Annotated in this window: 15 protein-coding genes; 14 read left to right on the top strand and 1 reads right to left on the bottom strand. The window is 62.9% G+C overall.

Annotation, left to right across the window (positions count from 1 at the left end; translation table 11 throughout):
- Positions 1 to 52 precede the first annotated feature (52 nt).
- The 14 genes from QTA58_RS21890 (at position 53) to lpxB (ending at position 14409) form a co-directional block, all read left to right on the top strand.
- Positions 53 to 985: a hypothetical protein gene (locus QTA58_RS21890; protein WP_289670819.1), complete on the top strand. Its 933-nt coding sequence runs from the start codon at positions 53 to 55 to the stop codon at positions 983 to 985.
- Positions 986 to 1208: 223 nt separating this feature from the next.
- Positions 1209 to 1976, top strand: a complete 768-nt coding sequence (gene rpsB, locus QTA58_RS21885) for a 30S ribosomal protein S2 (RefSeq protein WP_085424224.1) — start codon at positions 1209 to 1211, stop codon at positions 1974 to 1976.
- 231 nt (positions 1977 to 2207) lie between these two features.
- A complete protein-coding gene (gene tsf / locus QTA58_RS21880; protein WP_085424225.1) occupies positions 2208 to 3134 on the top strand; it encodes a translation elongation factor Ts in 927 nt (308 codons plus the stop codon).
- 119 nt (positions 3135 to 3253) lie between these two features.
- The gene (gene pyrH / locus QTA58_RS21875; RefSeq protein ID WP_085424226.1) at positions 3254 to 3976 is read left to right on the top strand and encodes a UMP kinase; all 723 of its coding nucleotides are present in this window, start codon (positions 3254 to 3256) and stop codon (positions 3974 to 3976) included.
- Positions 3977 to 4022: 46 nt separating this feature from the next.
- Positions 4023 to 4583 carry a ribosome recycling factor gene (gene frr, locus QTA58_RS21870; RefSeq protein WP_085424227.1) on the top strand — a complete coding sequence of 187 codons (561 nt, stop codon included), beginning with the start codon at positions 4023 to 4025 and terminating at the stop codon, positions 4581 to 4583.
- A gap of 24 nt (positions 4584 to 4607) precedes the next feature.
- Positions 4608 to 5378 (top strand): isoprenyl transferase, encoded by a 771-nt coding sequence (locus QTA58_RS21865; RefSeq protein WP_289673271.1) that lies wholly within the window; start codon positions 4608 to 4610, stop codon positions 5376 to 5378.
- Entirely contained in the window at positions 5378 to 6211 is an 834-nt protein-coding gene (locus QTA58_RS21860) for a phosphatidate cytidylyltransferase (protein ID WP_085424228.1), read from the top strand. Before QTA58_RS21865 ends, QTA58_RS21860 begins: the two co-directional genes overlap by 1 nt.
- Before the next feature lie 39 nt (positions 6212 to 6250).
- A complete protein-coding gene (rseP, locus tag QTA58_RS21855; RefSeq protein WP_289670814.1) occupies positions 6251 to 7372 on the top strand; it encodes an RIP metalloprotease RseP in 1122 nt (373 codons plus the stop codon).
- A 198-nt stretch (positions 7373 to 7570) separates the two neighbouring features.
- The gene (gene bamA / locus QTA58_RS21850) at positions 7571 to 9937 is read left to right on the top strand and encodes an outer membrane protein assembly factor BamA (protein ID WP_289673269.1); all 2367 of its coding nucleotides are present in this window, start codon (positions 7571 to 7573) and stop codon (positions 9935 to 9937) included.
- Between the two features lie 51 nt (positions 9938 to 9988).
- Entirely contained in the window at positions 9989 to 11056 is a 1068-nt protein-coding gene (gene lpxD, locus QTA58_RS21845; protein ID WP_289670813.1) for a UDP-3-O-(3-hydroxymyristoyl)glucosamine N-acyltransferase, read from the top strand.
- Complete coding sequence (gene fabZ / locus QTA58_RS21840; protein WP_085424232.1) at positions 11049 to 11513, top strand: 3-hydroxyacyl-ACP dehydratase FabZ; 465 nt, start codon at positions 11049 to 11051, stop codon at positions 11511 to 11513. Before lpxD ends, fabZ begins: the two co-directional genes overlap by 8 nt.
- Positions 11510 to 12325, top strand: a complete 816-nt coding sequence (gene lpxA, locus QTA58_RS21835) for an acyl-ACP--UDP-N-acetylglucosamine O-acyltransferase (protein ID WP_289670812.1) — start codon at positions 11510 to 11512, stop codon at positions 12323 to 12325. The genes fabZ and lpxA overlap by 4 nt, the downstream gene beginning before the upstream one ends.
- Before the next feature lie 6 nt (positions 12326 to 12331).
- Positions 12332 to 13234 carry an LpxI family protein gene (locus tag QTA58_RS21830; RefSeq protein ID WP_289670811.1) on the top strand — a complete coding sequence of 301 codons (903 nt, stop codon included), beginning with the start codon at positions 12332 to 12334 and terminating at the stop codon, positions 13232 to 13234.
- The gene (lpxB, locus tag QTA58_RS21825) at positions 13231 to 14409 is read left to right on the top strand and encodes a lipid-A-disaccharide synthase (RefSeq protein ID WP_289670809.1); all 1179 of its coding nucleotides are present in this window, start codon (positions 13231 to 13233) and stop codon (positions 14407 to 14409) included. The genes QTA58_RS21830 and lpxB overlap by 4 nt, the downstream gene beginning before the upstream one ends.
- A gap of 230 nt (positions 14410 to 14639) precedes the next feature.
- On the opposite strand, the gene gltA is transcribed toward lpxB, so the two are convergent.
- Positions 14640 to 15929: a citrate synthase gene (gene gltA, locus QTA58_RS21820; RefSeq protein ID WP_085424236.1), complete on the bottom strand. Its 1290-nt coding sequence runs from the start codon at positions 15927 to 15929 to the stop codon at positions 14640 to 14642.
- Positions 15930 to 16321 lie beyond the last annotated feature (392 nt).

Raw genomic sequence — 16321 nt, 5'->3', positions numbered from 1 at the left:
CGATTGAATTTTCCCTCTTTGTCATATCTCCAACCACTCAAGGAGATATGATATGCGCCACCATTTCCCCTATACCGGCTCCGGACCCTATTGCTACGCGAATTCCTTCGCGATGATGTTCGGCGAGCACGCGCCTTCGACGGCGGTAATCGAGTTTGCAACCGGCAGCCCCTTCGGCATGCAGCTGGTCGGCGGGAATCAGCCCTTCTTCGATCCCTATGGCTGGGACCCGGAAAAGGGCTTCGATGACGCCTTGCGGGCGCTCGGCTGGACGTCCAAGGCCACCAAGGGCCGTTCCTCCGAGGAGGCGCTTCGCAATCTCGATCTGGCCCTGCGGGATGGCCCGGTCTGGGTCGGGCCCGTGGAAATGGGGCATTTGCGCCATCAGCCGGGCATGACCGGGCCGATCGGCGCCGATCATTACGTGGTGGTGCTGGAAGTTGCCGAGGGCAGGGTGCTGATGCACGATCCGCAGGGCTATCCCTATGCATCGCTTCCGGTCGCCGATTTCATGGAGGCATGGAAGGCCGAAACCCTGGAGTACGGCGAGCCTTTTACAATGCGCACCGGCTTCAAGCGGCTCAGGGAATTTTCCGAGGAAGAGACGATACGTGCCTCGATCCCGGCGGGGATCCGCTGGCTTTCGATGGATGGCGATTATGAACTGCCCCCAGGCAGCCTCGGCAACGGTGAGGCCGCGGAAGCGCTGGCGCGGCTGATAGAGACCGGCTGCGAAGAGGAACTGCGGGGACATCTCATCCATTTCGCCATTCGGGTGGGGGCTCGCCGTGCCGCCGATGCGGCGACCTGCCTCAGACGAGTGGGCCACGACGCAGCGGCGGAAATTGCCGGTAAACAGGCGCAGCTTATCGGCACGCTCCAGCATTCCTTGACCATGCGCGAGGATGCAGCGGGAGCCGCCGCGTTGCGACGTCTTGCGCCGACCTACGAAGGGCTGCTGTCGGCGTTGAGGAGGGCCGGCTGATTCTGGTATCGGCGGCAAGGGTCACCATGGAAACGGAGACCGCCAGGTCATCTTTTTCCTTGCGGCCCTTGCTTTTCAGGCAAATCGACTGTATGGGCAGCCGCATTCCACACGTAAGGCATGGGATCGTCCGGGAGAAATCCGGGCTGTTCCGCCGGTGGCATTCCTCGAAGAGGATTGCTGTTCGCCTTGCGGAGGTTCAACCGGAAAAGGAGAAAAAGGCATGGCATTGCCTGATTTCAGCATGCGCCAGCTTCTGGAAGCTGGTGTTCACTTCGGCCACCAGACCCATCGCTGGAACCCGAAGATGAAGCCGTATATCTTCGGCGACCGCAACAACATCCACATCATCGACCTCGCGCAGACCGTTCCGATGCTGTCGCGCGCCCTGCAGGTCGTGTCCGACACCGTCTCGCGCGGCGGCCGCGTTCTCTTCGTCGGCACCAAGCGCCAGGCTTCGGAACTCATCGCTGATTCCGCCAAGCGTTCGGCCCAGTATTACGTCAACTCCCGCTGGCTCGGCGGCATGATGACGAACTGGAAGACGATCTCGAACTCGATCCAGCGCCTGCGCAAGCTCGACGAGATCCTTGCCTCGGAAGCTTCGGGCTATTCGAAGAAGGAACGCCTGAACCTCGAGCGCGAGCGCGAGAAGCTGGAAAAGGCTCTCGGCGGTATCCGCGACATGGGTGGCGTGCCGGACCTGATGTTCATCATCGACACCAACAAGGAAAAGATCGCCATCGATGAAGCCAAGCGCCTGGGCATCCCGGTCGTCGCCATCATCGACTCGAACTGCGATCCGGACCTGATCGATTACCCGATCCCGGGCAATGACGACGCATCGCGCGCCATCGCTCTTTATTGCGATCTGATCGCCCGCGCCGCCATCGACGGCATCGCCCGCCAGCAGGGCGCTTCCGGCCGCGACATCGGCGCGTCCGCCGAAGCTCCGATCGAGCCGGCGCTCGAAGGCGAAGCAGAAGCCTAAGGTGCGGTTGGAGCGGCCTGCCGCTCCTCTTTGCCGAAAATCCGATCGAGGCCAGAGATACCGCTATCCCTGGCCTTGGTCGTTTAAGGCGATCGGGCCGGAGGTCGAGGCGGTCGCTTCGGTGATGTCTTCATCACGCTGTCATACTTCCGGGTACATTCGTCCCCAAACTTCCGAGTCCGCCGATGTTTTTTCCGGCGGCACGCAACTGAACCGACAAGAGGCACGAAAATGGCTGAAATCACCGCTGCAATGGTGAAGGAACTGCGCGAAAAGACCGGCGCAGGCATGATGGACTGCAAGAAGGCGCTTGCTGAAACCAATGGCGACATGGAAGCGGCGATCGACTGGCTGCGCGCCAAGGGCATTGCCAAGGCCGACAAGAAGTCCGGCCGCACCGCCGCCGAGGGCCTGATCGGTATCGCGAGCGCCGGCACGAAGGCCGTTGCCGTCGAAATCAATTCCGAAACCGACTTCGTCGCCCGCAACGATGCCTTCCAGGGCCTCGTCCGCGGCGTGGCCGAGGTCGCCCTTTCGACCGACGGTTCCGTCGATGCGATCGGCGCCGCCACCTATCCGGCGTCCGGCAAGTCCGTGACCGACACGATCAAGGACGCGGTCGCGACGATCGGCGAGAACATGAACCTGCGCCGCGCAGCCCTTCTCTCGGTCGAGGACGGCGTCGTTGCGACCTACATCCACAATGCGGTTGCCGACAGCCTCGGCAAGCTCGGCGTTCTCGTCGCGCTGAAGTCGACCGGCAACAAGGACGCGCTCGCCGCGATCGGCAAGCAGGTCGCCATGCATATCGCCGCGACCGCCCCGCTCGCGATCCGTGCCGAAGAGGTCGACGCAGCCGTTGCCGAGCGTGAGCGCAACGTCTTCATCGAACAGTCCCGCGCCTCCGGCAAGCCGGACGCCATCATCGAGAAGATGGTCGAAGGCCGCATGCGCAAGTTCTTCGAGGAAGTCGCACTTCTCTCGCAGGCTTTCGTCATCAATCCCGACCTGACCGTCGGTGCCGCCATCAAGGCTGCCGAAAAGGAAGTCGGCGCGCCGATCGAAGTGACCGGTATGGCGCGTCTTCTCCTCGGCGAAGGCATCGAGAAGGAAGAGACGGATTTCGCGGCGGAAGTCGCGGCTGCCGTCAAGGGCTGATACGGCTTATTAGCAAAAGCCTACAAAACCGAAGGGCACCGGGTGACAAGCCGGTGCCCTTCGTGTATCCGCAAGCCGTTTGACTTGTCCGTTGGCAGTTTTGATTTCAAGGAGCCCTCATGTCGCCTCAGCCCCTCTACAAGCGTGTCTTGCTCAAGGCCTCCGGCGAAGCCCTGATGGGCAGCCAGGGCTTCGGCATCGATGTTGCCGTTGCCGACCGGATCGCCTCCGATATCGCCGAAGCACGCGCCATGGGCGTCGAGGTGGGCGTGGTCGTCGGCGGCGGCAATATCTTCCGGGGTGTGGCGGTGGCCTCCAAGGGCGGCGACCGGGTGACCGGCGATCACATGGGCATGCTGGGCACCGTGATCAACGCGCTGGCGCTCGCCACATCGCTGCGCAAGCTCAATGTCGATACGGTGGTGCTTTCGGCGATCTCCATGCCGGAAATCTGCGAGAGCTTCACGCAGCTGCGCACGCTGCATCACCTGGGACAGGGCAGGGTGGTGATCTTCGCCGGCGGCACGGGCAACCCGTTCTTCACGACCGATTCGGCTGCGGCTCTGCGCGCCGCCGAGATCGGCGCCGAGGCGATCTTCAAGGGCACGCAGGTCGACGGCATCTATTCGGCCGACCCGAAGAAGGATCCGGCGGCGACCCGTTTCGAGACGCTGACTCACGGCGAAGTGCTGGAAAAGGGCCTGGCGGTGATGGACGTGGCGGCGGTCGCGCTCGCCCGCGAGAACGCGATCCCGATCATCGTATTCTCGATCCACGAAAAGGGCGGCTTCGCGCAAATCTTGACCGGCGGCGGTCGCAAGACCATCGTAGCCGACAATTGACGGGCGCCCTTCGGCAGCCCGGATAACGATAAGGGAGTATATGGAGATGAGTGGAGCTATCGATCTCAACGACCTCAAGCGCCGTATGGACGGCGCCATCAACGCTTTCAAGAGCGATATCGCATCGCTGCGCACCGGCCGCGCCTCGGCCAACATTCTCGATCCGGTGACGGTGGAAGCCTACGGTTCGCGCATGCCGCTGAACCAGGTCGCCAACATCACCGTGCCGGAGCCGCGCATGCTGTCCGTCTCGGTCTGGGACAAGTCGATGGTCGGCGCGGTGGATCGCGCGATCCGCGAATCGCATCTCGGCCTGAACCCGATCGTCGACGGCCAGAACCTCCGCATCCCGCTTCCCGAGCTGAACGAAGAGCGCCGCAAGTCGCTGGTCAAGGTCGCCCACGACTATGCCGAAAAAGCCAAGGTCGCGATTCGCCATGTGCGGCGCGATGGCATGGACGGCCTGAAAAAAGCCGAAAAGGACGGGGTTATCGGCCAGGACGACAGCCGCTCGCAATCGGAGAAGGTGCAGAAGATGACGGATGATACGATTTCCGAAGTCGACCGCTTGCTTGCGGACAAAGAAAAGGAAATCATGCAGGTCTAAGAGGCGTTTATATTGCGTCTTGTCTTGGCCGCCAAAGGAACCGCGCAGAATATGGCGAATCCCGAACTTGCGATCATTCCTCAGCACGTTGCTATTATCATGGATGGCAACGGACGCTGGGCCAACAAGCGCGGGCTTCCCCGCACGGTCGGACACAACAAGGGCGTCGAAGCGGTCCGGGAAACAGTCCGAGCGGCGGGGGAAGCGGGTGTCAGGTATCTGACGCTCTTCGCCTTTTCCTCGGAAAACTGGAGCCGTCCCGAATCGGAGGTGAACGATCTGCTCGGCCTCCTGCGCCGCTTCATCCGCCGCGACCTTGCCGAACTCCACCGCGAGAACGTCCGCATCCGGGTGATCGGCGAGCGCGAAAACCTGCGCAGCGACATTCTGCCGCTCCTGGTGGAGGCGGAGGAGACGACGCGGCACAACACCGCCCTCACGCTCGTGATCGCCTTCAACTACGGCGCCAGAAACGAGATCGCCCGCGCGGTGGCGAAGCTCGCCCGCGATGTCGAGGCGGGCCTTCTGAAGGCGTCGGATATCGATGCCGAGAAGATCAGCCGGAGCCTCGATACCGCCGACATTCCCGACCCCGACCTCATCATCCGCACCAGCGGCGAGGAGCGGCTCTCCAACTTCCTTCTGTGGCAGGCGGCCTATTCGGAGCTTGTCTTCCTGCCGGACTACTGGCCGGATTTCGACCGCAATCTCTTCTTCGGTGCCCTGAAGATCTTCGCCTCGCGCGACCGGCGTTTCGGCGGCCTGTCGGCCAAGACCGCCGCGGTGGGCGGTTGATGAGCCCGGAGCTCAAGCGCCGGATCATATCGGGCCTCGTTCTGGCGGTGGCCGTGCTCGCCGCCACCTGGTATGGCGGCTTTTCGTTCCGCATCGTCGCCGCGGCCATTGCCGTCCTGATATATTACGAATGGTCGACGGTGACCCGGCTCGCCGAGCGCGACTTCCGGGCAAATGCCTTCGGCTGGGTCGCAATCCTGCTGATCGCCTACAATATCGTCTTCGGCGAAAGCGATCTGGCGGTTCCGCTTCTCGGCGGCTCGGCCATCACGGCCGTTCTCCTCGTGCTCTGGCGCAGGGGAAGCTGGTGGCTGCCGGGCGGCATCGTCTACGCGGGGCTGAGCGGGATTTCGCTTGCGGCGATCCGTGGTGAGGATCAGGCGGGCTTCGTCGCCACGCTCTTCATCTTCGCGGTCGTCTGGGCGACCGACATTCTCGCCTATTTCGTCGGCCGGGCGTTGCAGGGGCCGAAACTGGCGCCGAGGATATCGCCCGGCAAGACCTGGTCGGGCGCGATCGGCGGCGCCGTTTCGGGGGTGATCGCGAGTTCGGCGCTGACGCTCGCCGTCTTTTCGCGGCTGTCCTTCTGGACGGTGGCGATCGCCTTCCTGCTGTCCGTCGCGAGCCAGGTCGGCGATCTTTTCGAGTCCTTCATCAAGCGCCGTTTCGGGGTGAAGGATTCGAGCCACCTCATTCCGGGACACGGCGGCGTCATGGATCGGGTCGACGGCCTCGTTTTTGCCTGTTTCGCGGCGTTCCTGCTAACTCTTGTTTACTCGGCCTCGACGGGCCATCTTGATACGTCTGTTGCAGGCTTCCTCTTCGGATTTTGAAGTTGCCGCGACCGATGTCTTGTTGAAACGGAAAATTTGATGGCCATCCTCAGCTTCGTCACCGGCTACATAATTCCCTTCATCCTCGTGCTCTCGCTGCTCGTCTTCGTGCACGAGATGGGACATTATCTCGTCGGGCGCTGGTGCGGCATCCGGGTCACCGCCTTCTCGGTGGGTTTCGGTCCGGAGCTCTTCGGCTTCACCGATCGCCACGGCACGCGCTGGAAGCTTTCCGCAATCCCGCTCGGCGGCTACGTGAAGTTCTTCGGCGACGAGGACGCGGCCAGCCTGCCGGATGCGAGCGGGCTTCAAGGCATGAGCGAGGAAGAGAAGGCGCAGACGCTTGCCGGCGCCAGATTGTGGAAGCGCGCCGCGACCGTGGCGGCCGGGCCGATCGCCAATTTCATTCTCGCGATCGCGATCTTCGCGGTACTCTTCAGCGTCTATGGCAAGGTCGTCGCCGATCCGGTCGTCGCCGAGGTGCAGCCGGACAGCGCCGCGCTGGCCGCCGGCGTGCAGCCGGGCGACCGGCTCGTGGCGCTCGACGGTTCGCGCATCTCGACCTTCGACGACGTGCGGCGCTACGTCAGCATCCGTCCGGAAACGCCGATCGTCGTGACGGTCGAGCGCGACGGCCGGAACATCGATCTGCCGATGGTTCCGAAGCGGAGCGAGATCACCGACCAGTTCGGCAACAAGGTCGAGCTCGGCCTGATCGGCATCGTCACCAACGAGCAGAGGGGCAATTTCCGGGTCGAGAGCTTCACGCCGCTGCAGGCGGTGGGCGAAGGCGTCCGCGAAACGGGCCACATCATCACCGGCACGTTCCGCTATATCGGCAATCTCGTGACCGGCCGCATGAAGGCCGACCAGCTCGGCGGACCGGTGCGCGTCGCGCAAGCTTCGGGCCAGATGGCGACGCTAGGTTTTGCCGCGGTGGTGCAGCTTGCCGCCGTTCTGTCGGTCTCGATCGGGCTTTTGAACCTGATGCCGGTGCCGGTTCTCGACGGCGGGCATCTCGTGTTCTATGCGATCGAGGCGGTGCGGGGCAGGCCGCTCGGAGCGGGTGCGCAGGAGATCGCCTTCCGCATCGGCCTTGCGATGGTTTTGAGCCTGATGGTCTTCGCGACCTTCAACGACATCAGCAACCTGATCGGTTGATGTCCTTCAAATTATGAAGGAAACTGTTTATTCACCATATTCATAACAGTTGCGTGGCCATTGGGTCACGCATGAGAAGGAAGTAAACAGAAATTAACACGATAGCTTGCTTGTAGGGCAAAAGAAGGTAAAACGACACACGTGGCCGGAGTCGGGCTCCACCCGCCGAGGGACAACGGGAAAAGGTAAGAATTGAAAATGAAGGCTGGTTCAAAGTTTTTGAACGCAGTGTCGGCGTTTGCGCTGTCTGCTAGTGTTGTTGCATCGGGCGCAGGTGTACTGGTACTTGCTTCTGCACCTTCTGCCGAAGCGGCGGTGATCCGGAATGTACAGGTTCGCGGCGCTCAGAGGGCAGGCGAAGAAGCCGTTCGTTCCAATCTGACCATCCGCCCGGGTGTCAGCTTTTCGAACAACGATATCGATGAATCCGTACGCCGGCTCTATTCGACCGGCTACTTTTCCGATGTCCGCATCAGCGTTTCCGGCAGCACGCTGGTCGTGACGGTGAGTGAAAACGAGCTCGTCAACCAGGTCGTGTTCAACGGCAACCGCAAGATCACCGACGAGAAGCTGCAGGCTGCGGTGCAGACCCAGCCGCTCGGCCCCTACAGCCAGACCATGATCAACGCGGATATCGAGCGTCTGCGCGAAGCCTATCGTGCGATCGGCCGCAGCGACGTGGAGATCACCACCCAGACCGCTCCGGTCGGCCAGGGCCGCGTCAACCTCGCCTTCGTCATCAACGAAGGCGATCGCACGAAGATCGCCGACATCAATTTCGTCGGCAACCAGGCCTATGGCGACGGCCGCCTGAAATCCGTGATCATCACCAAGGAATCCGGCCCGCTGTCCTTCCTGACCCGCAAGGACGTCTACAGCGAGGACAAGCTGCGCGCCGACGAGGATGCGCTGCGCCAGTTCTACTATAATCACGGTTATCCGGACTTCCGGGTGATCTCGTCGGAAGCCGTTCTCGACGAGGCCGACAACAAGTACAACATCACCTTCACGGTCGAGGAAGGCCAGCGTTACGAGTATGGCGCCATCGGTGTCGAATCGACGGTGGATGGCATCAGCGGCGAGGACCTTCAGGGTCTCGTCCAGACCCGCGCCGGCAATACCTATGACGCCCGCGAGATCCAGAAGACGATGGAGGCGATCTCCAAGCGCGTCGCCGCAGCCGGCTATCCGTTCGCCCGCGTCACGCCGCGCGGCGACCGCAACATGGAAAACCATACGATCGGCGTCTCCTATCTCGTCGATCAGGGCGAGCGCGCCTATGTCGAGCGCATCGAGATCCGCGGCAATACCCGCACGCGCGATTATGTCGTCCGCCGCGAATTCGACTTCAGCGAAGGCGATGCGTTCAATCAGGAAATGATTTCGCGCGCCAAGCGCCGCCTGGAAGCGCTCGGCTATTTCACGACGGTCAACATCTCGACCGCCCAGGGCAGCGCGCCGGATCGCGTCGTCGTCGTGGTGGATGTGGAAGATCAGCCGACCGGTTCGTTCGGTATCGGTGCCGGTTACTCGGCCGGCGGCGACGGCTTCATTCTGGAAGCGTCGATCGAAGAGAAGAACTTCTTGGGTCGCGGCCAGTTCATTCGCGTCGCGGTCGGCGGCGGTCTCGACGATGCCCGCAGCTACAACATTTCGTTCACCGAGCCTTATTTCCTCGGTTACCGCCTGGCGGCCGGCTTCGATCTCTTCAAGAGTTCGACGTCTTCGAACGACTATTACGACTATGAGGAACAGGGCGTCACGTTGCGCGTGACGGCGCCGATCACCGAGGATCTGGCGACGACGTTCCGCTATACCTATAAGGAAATCAAGTACGAGAACGACGGCGCTTTCGGCGCCGACGGCGATCCGGCGACCACTGCGGACAACCGGGTGTCCGACCCCTACATCGATCTGATCGACGGATCGCCGTGGGTCCAGTCCTCAGTCTCGCAGACCCTCACCTACAACACGCTCGACAGCCAGACGCTGCCGCGTGAAGGCATCTACGCGACGTTCACGCATGAATATGCCGGCCTCGGCGGGGACTCCGAATTCTACAAGATTTCGGCTCGTGCACGTTATTTCCAGACGCTTTCGACCGAAGCTGACCTCATCGGCTCCATCGCTGTGGGTGCCGGTCACGTCTTCTCCACCGGCGGTGATCTGAACGTCTTCGACCAGTTCACCATCGGCGGCCGCCAGATTCGCGGCTTCGAGAACGACGGTATCGGCCCGCGGACGACCGAGCACGGCGATTCCCTGGGCGGCACCACCTACTTCACGGCCTCCGCCGAAGTATCCATGCCGATGCCGGCTTTCCCGGAAGATTTCGGCCTGCGTGCTGCTTTCTTCGCCGATGCCGGTACGCTTTACGGCAACGACGTCAACCCGGGCACCACCGGGGTCGAGGGTACGGGCATGTCGTGGCGCGCTTCGGTGGGCGCCGGCATCATGTGGGCATCGCCGTTCGGCAACATCCGGTTCGACTACGCCCAGCCGATCGTCAAGGAAGACTTCGACGAGACCCAGGAATTCCGGTTCAGCATGGCGAACCAGTTCTGATCGTTTCCGCTCGCGACGGCGAGCGGAAATCTGTTCTGGAGTTCGGGCTTTATGGACCCCAATGAATTCTTTCCGCCCCATGAAGGCGTGAGCCTGCGCGAGTTGGCCACCCGTCTTGGGGCAGAACTGCTTGACGCAGACGCCGGCGACCGGTTGATCCGGTCCGTGGCGCCGGTGACGCGTGCCGGCGAGGGGCAGATCTGTTACATTCTTTCCCGCAAGAACCGGCAGGAGCTCGAAAGCTGCAAGGCGTCCGCCATTCTGTGTGACGCCTCGATCCGGCCGATCGTTCCGGAGCATATTCCGGTCCTGCTGACGAAGACGCCGCATACGGCCTTTGCCCAGGCCGGAGCGATCCTGCATCCGGTCGCCTTGCGGCCTGCACCGGTCACGTCCTCGCCCGCAGGCATCTCGCCGGCGGCTTTCGTCGATCCGACCGCCAAGCTCGAGCCGGGCGTGGAGGTCGAGCCCATGGCCGTGATCGGCGCGCGGGCGGAAATCGGCAGCGGCACCCGCATCGGCGCCGGCGCCGTCATCGGCGCCGATGTCAGGATAGGCCGCGATTGCACGATAGCCGCAGGCGCGAGCATTCTGGCCTCGCTTATCGGCAACGGTGTCATCGTCCACAACGGCGCCCGCATCGGCCAGGACGGTTTCGGTTATGCGCCCGGTCCGAAGGGCATGCTGAAGATCGTGCAGGTCGGCCGCGTCATCATCCAGGACAATGTCGAGATCGGCGCCAACACGACGATCGACCGCGGCACGATGGACGATACGGTGATCGGCGAGGGCACGAAAATCGACAATCAGGTCCAGGTCGGGCATAACGTCCGCATCGGCCGCCATTGCGGCATCGTCGCCGGGGTGGGGATTGCCGGTTCGGCGAAGATCGGCAACGGCGTGATGATCGGCGGCGCCACCGGTATCAATGGACATATCTCCATTGGCGACGGCGTGCAGATTGCGGCCATGAGCGGCGTGGTGGCAGATATTCCGGCCGGAGCCCGGTACGGTGGGATTCCGGCCCGTCCGCTGCAGGATTTCCTGCGCGACATGGCTGAAATCATGGCGCGGTCGGACGAGCGGGCGAAGCGTAAAGGAGAGAAGAAAAATGACTGATGAGACCAAGCCGGAGCTCGGTGCGGCCGATATTCAGGAAATCATGAAGCTGCTGCCTCACCGTTACCCCTTTTTGCTGGTCGACAAGATCGTCGAGATCGACGGCGACAATTCCGCGATCGGCATCAAGAACGTAACGGCCAGCGAACCGCATTTCTCGGGCCACTTTCCGGACCGTCCGATCATGCCGGGCGTTCTTCTGATCGAAGGCATGGCCCAGACGGCAGGCGCCATCTGCGCGCGCAAGGAAGGCGAGGGCGGATACCTGGTCTATTTCATGACCATCGACAACGCCCGTTTCCGCAAGCCGGTCGTTCCGGGCGACCGGGTCGAATACCACGTCACCAAGCAGAAGCAGCGCGGCAATATCTGGAAGTTCCATTGCGACGCCAAGGTGGATGGCGTACTGGTTGCGGAAGCGGATATCGGCGCGATGATGCGCAAGGGAAGTGAATGAATAGGATTGCAGCCAGCGCACGCATCCATCCGCTTGCGGTTGTCGAAGACGGTGCCGTTATCGGCGAGAATGTCGTCGTCGGTCCCTTTTCGCATGTCGGTCCGCGTGTCGTGCTGAAGGACGGCGTCGAGCTGATGTCGCATGCGGTGGTGACGGGCAATACGCAGATCGGCCGCAATTGCCGCATCTTTCCGATGGCGGTGATCGGCGGCGTCTCCCAGAGCCTTCACGAGGCCGGCGAGGATTCATCGCTGGTGGTCGGCGACAACTGCACCATCCGCGAAGGCGTCACGATGAACAGCGGCACGGTGGGCGGCGGCGGCAAGACCGTCGTCGGCAGCAACTGCCTGTTCCTGGCGAATTCCCATGTGGCGCACGATTGCCGGCTCGGCGACGGCATCATCATGTCGAACAATGTCATGCTGGCCGGCCATGTGCATGTCGCGGACCGGGCGATTTTGGGCGGCGGCTGCGCGGTGCACCAGTTTACCCGCATCGGCCGCCAGGCCTTCATCGGCGGGCTTTCGGCCGTCAATTACGACGTCATTCCCTATGGCATGCTGAACGGCAACCCGGGAATCCTGGGCGGGCTCAACGTGGTCGGCATGACGCGCGCCGGCATCGAACGCTCGACGATCCATACCGTGCGGCGCGCCTTCAAGCAGATTTTCGAAGGCGAGGGGAATATCCGCAACAATGCGGCGGCCATCCGTGACGATTACGCCGACTGCAAGGAAGTGATGGAAATTCTCGATTTCATCGCCGCCGACAGCGACCGGGCGCTTTCTTCGCCGTTCCGCGGCAAGGGCTGATCCCTCGTGACCGGCGGCCTCTCAAGCCTTGAGCCGAAGGGCCGGCTGGCGATCATCGCCGGAAACGGATCTTTGCCGGTCCATCTGGCGGAGGCCGCGCGCGCGGCCGGCGAGGACCCTTTCATCATCCCGCTGCGCAACGAATCCGATCAGCGGTTCGAAGGCTTCGAGACCGCAAGCGCGAACATTGCCGACATTGCCGGGTTCGACCGGCTTTTCCGGGAGAAGCGCATCGATCGGGTCGTGCTTTCCGGCGGCGTCACCCGAAGGCCCGACTGGCGGGACATCCGTCCGAACTGGAAGGCGCTGCGCAAACTGCCCTTGCTGGTTCGCACGCTCGTTTCCGGCGGCGACGACGCGCTGCTGCAGGTGGCGATCGGCATCATCGAGGCCCAGGGCTGCCGCGTGATCGGCGCGCATGAAATCGCACCCGGACTGCTGGCGAGGACGGGTCCGCTCGGCGCCCATTCCCCCTCGGACGAAGACCGCCGCGATATCGAAAAGGCATCCGAAGCCGCAAGACGTCTGGGGGAGCTCGATATCGGTCAGGGGGCGGTGAGCGTCGGTGGACGGATCGTGGCTCTGGAGGGCGTGGAAGGGACCGATCGCATGCTGGAACGCGTCGCCGCCCTGCGCGCCGAGGGGCGCATCTCGGCCCGCCGCAAGGGCGTGCTGGTCAAGCTCTGCAAACCGCAGCAGGATATGCGCGCCGACCTCCCGGCCGTCGGCCCGTCGACCGTCGCGAACGCCGTGAAGGCTGGGCTCGCCGGTGTCGCCATCGAGGCCGGACGCGCTTTGGTGCTGGAAGAGGAGAAGATGATCGCCGCGGCGGATGCCGCCGGCATCTTCGTCTGCGGTATCGATCCCGGTTTGCCGAACGGAGGATTGCCTGACGGAGGATTGTCATGAGCAGGACCTTGAAGGTCGGCGTCATCGCCGGCGAAGTCTCGGGCGACCTCCTGGGCGGCGATTTGATTGCGGCGCTGAAGGCTGCCCATGACGGACCGGTCGAACTGATCGGCGTCGGCGGCGAAGCCCTGGAAGCACAGGGTCTCGCATCGCTCTTCGACTTTTCCGAACTGTCGATCATGGGATTGACGCAGGTGCTCGCCCGTCTGCCGAACCTGATCCGGCGGATCAACCAGACGGCGGCGGCGATCGTTGCCGCAAGGCCGGACGTGCTCGTCATCATCGACAGTCCGGATTTCACCCATCGCGTCGCGAAGAAGGTGCGGGCGGCTCTGCCCGACCTGCCGATCGTAGACTATGTCTGCCCGAGCGTCTGGGCCTGGAAGGAATATCGCGCGACGGCGATGCTCGCCTATGTCGATCACGTGCTTGCCGTTCTGCCCTTCGAGCCGGAGGCGATGAAGCGGCTCGGCGGGCCGGAGACCACGTTCGTCGGCCACCGGCTGACCGACGATCCGGCACTCCTCAAGGTTCGCGGCATCCGCGCCGAACGGCCGGTGAGGGTGCAAGGCGACGAGAAGACCATCCTGCTTCTGCCGGGCTCGCGATCGGCCGAGATCAGGGCGCTCCTGCCGATCTTCGGCGAGGCGGCGCGCGAATTCGTCTCGCGCAACGGGCCGACCCGCTTCCTGCTGCCGACCGTGCCGCGCCAGGAAAGGCTGGTGCGCGAAATGGCGGCAGGCCTGCCGGTCCAGCCGGAGATCACCGTCGGCGCAGAGAGCAAATGGGCAGCCTTCGCGGAAGCCGATGCGGCGATCGCAGCCTCCGGAACCGTCATCCTCGAACTGGCCTTGTCGAACGTGCCGGTCGTCTCGGCCTATAAGGCGGACTGGTTGATCACGCTCATGTCGAAGCGGATCAAGATCTGGTCGGGCGCGCTCCCGAACCTGATCGCGGACTATCCCGTGGTCCCGGAATATATCAATGAAGTGGTGCGGGCGGGCAGCCTGTGCCGCTGGGCCGAGCGCCTTTCATCGGATACGCCGCAGCGGCGCGCCATGATCGAAGGCTTCGATCTCACCTGGCAGCGGCTGCAAGTGCCGGTGCCGCCGGGCGAGGCCGCCGCAGGGACGGTTCTCGAAATTCTGGACAAGAAAAAACCCGGTCATCGCTGACCGGGTTCATCTTGCTGAAGGGCGACAACTTCTCTTTCGTCATGCTCGGGCTTGTCCCGAGCATCTGACCGCGTCAAGCCTTGGAAGTTATCCCCATGAAGCCAATCCCTTGGCAAGGCGAGCAGATCCTCGGCACAAGGCCGAGGATGACGCCGGATATGCCGAAAGGTTTGTCAGCAGTCTGAACCCGGTCATCGCTGACCGGGTTTTCCATGTCGATCAAGCGTCGATCAGCGCTTGGAGATCGGCAGGTAGTCGCGCTTCGGCTCGCCGGTATAGAGCTGGCGCGGACGGCCGATGCGCTGTTCCGGATCCTCGATCATCTCGGCCCACTGGGCGATCCAGCCGACGGTGCGGGCGAGCGCGAAGAGCACGGTGAACATGGTGGTGGGGAAGCCCATCGCCTTCAGCGTGATGCCCGAATAGAAGTCGATGTTCGGGTAGAGCTTCTTCTCGATGAAATACTCGTCGGTGAGCGCGATGCGCTCCAGCTCCATGGCGACCTGCAGCAGCGGATCGTCCTTGTGGCCGAGCTCGCCGAGAACCTCATGCGTGGTCTTCTGCATGATCTTGGCGCGCGGGTCGTAGTTCTTGTAGACGCGGTGGCCGAAGCCCATGAGGCGGAACGGGTCGTTCTTGTCCTTGGCGCGGGCGATATATTCCGGAATGCGGTCGACCGAGCCGATTTCCTGCAGCATGTTGAGTGCCGCTTCGTTGGCGCCGCCATGTGCCGGGCCCCAGAGGCAGGCGATGCCGGCCGCGATGCAGGCGAACGGATTGGCGCCGGAGGAGCCGGCGAGGCGGACGGTCGAGGTGGACGCGTTCTGCTCGTGGTCGGCATGCAGGATGAAGATGCGGTCCATGGCACGCGCGAGAACCGGATTGACCACGTATTCCTCGCACGGAACGGCAAAGCACATGCGCAGGAAGTTGGACGCGTAGTCGAGGTTGTTCTGCGGATAAACGAACGGCTGGCCGATGTGGTACTTGTAGGCCATCGCGGCGATGGTCGGCATCTTGGCGATCATGCGCAGCGAAGCGACCATGCGCTGATGCGGGTCGGTGATGTCGGTCGAGTCGTGGTAGAAGGCCGAGAGCGCACCGACCGTTCCGACCATGACGGCCATCGGATGGGCGTCGCGGCGGAAGCCGGTGAAGAAGCGGCTCATCTGCTCGTGCACCATGGTATGGTGCGTGACGCGGTAGTCGAAGTCCTTCTTCTGTGCGGCCGTCGGCAGTTCACCGTAGAGGAGCAGATAGCAGGTTTCCAGGAAGTCGCCATGCTCGGCGAGCTGTTCGATCGGGTAGCCGCGATGCAGCAGGATGCCTTCGTCGCCGTCGATATAGGTGATCTTGGATTCGCAGGAGGCCGTCGAGGTGAAGCCCGGGTCGTAGGTGAAGGCACCGGTCTGCTTGTAGAGCGAGCCGATATCGATCACGTCCGGACCGATGGAACCCGACCTTACCTGAAGCTCGACTTTCTTGTCGCCCAGTACCACGTTTGCGCTTTTATCCGTCATGCTGATCCTCCAACCTTTTGGCGGCGTGGCGCCTAAAAAGCGCCACAAGAATTAAGCGTCCCATGCCTTGCTATATGATCCTAAAGCTGATGCCAAGCTGTCCTGGCGGCATTTTGTGCAGCGCGAAAATATCTCGGCCAACCACTTTTGCTTGGATATCCAACTTGCTGTTGCAGGGCGATTGGACCTGCCCGGATTGCCGAGATTTCCCGGACAGTTGACGGCATGCCGGGAAGCGCGCAGGTTGCACCGTCGCAAGTTTTTGGCGACTGGGCGGCTGGGCGTTTCATGTCGGAAGACACTGCGTTCCCGAAACTGATCAGGGTGCGGCGGCCGGCTTCCGCGCCGCCCGATCGGCTGCGGAACGGAGGCGCCTCCGACTCGGACGCGCT

The sequence above is a fragment of the Neorhizobium sp. CSC1952 genome (assembly GCF_030378245.1).
GTDB classification, from domain to species: domain Bacteria; phylum Pseudomonadota; class Alphaproteobacteria; order Rhizobiales; family Rhizobiaceae; genus Neorhizobium; species Neorhizobium oryzae_A.
The sequence above is the reverse complement of the archived record's forward strand: the minus strand, read 5'-3'. Positions and strand labels throughout refer to the sequence as shown.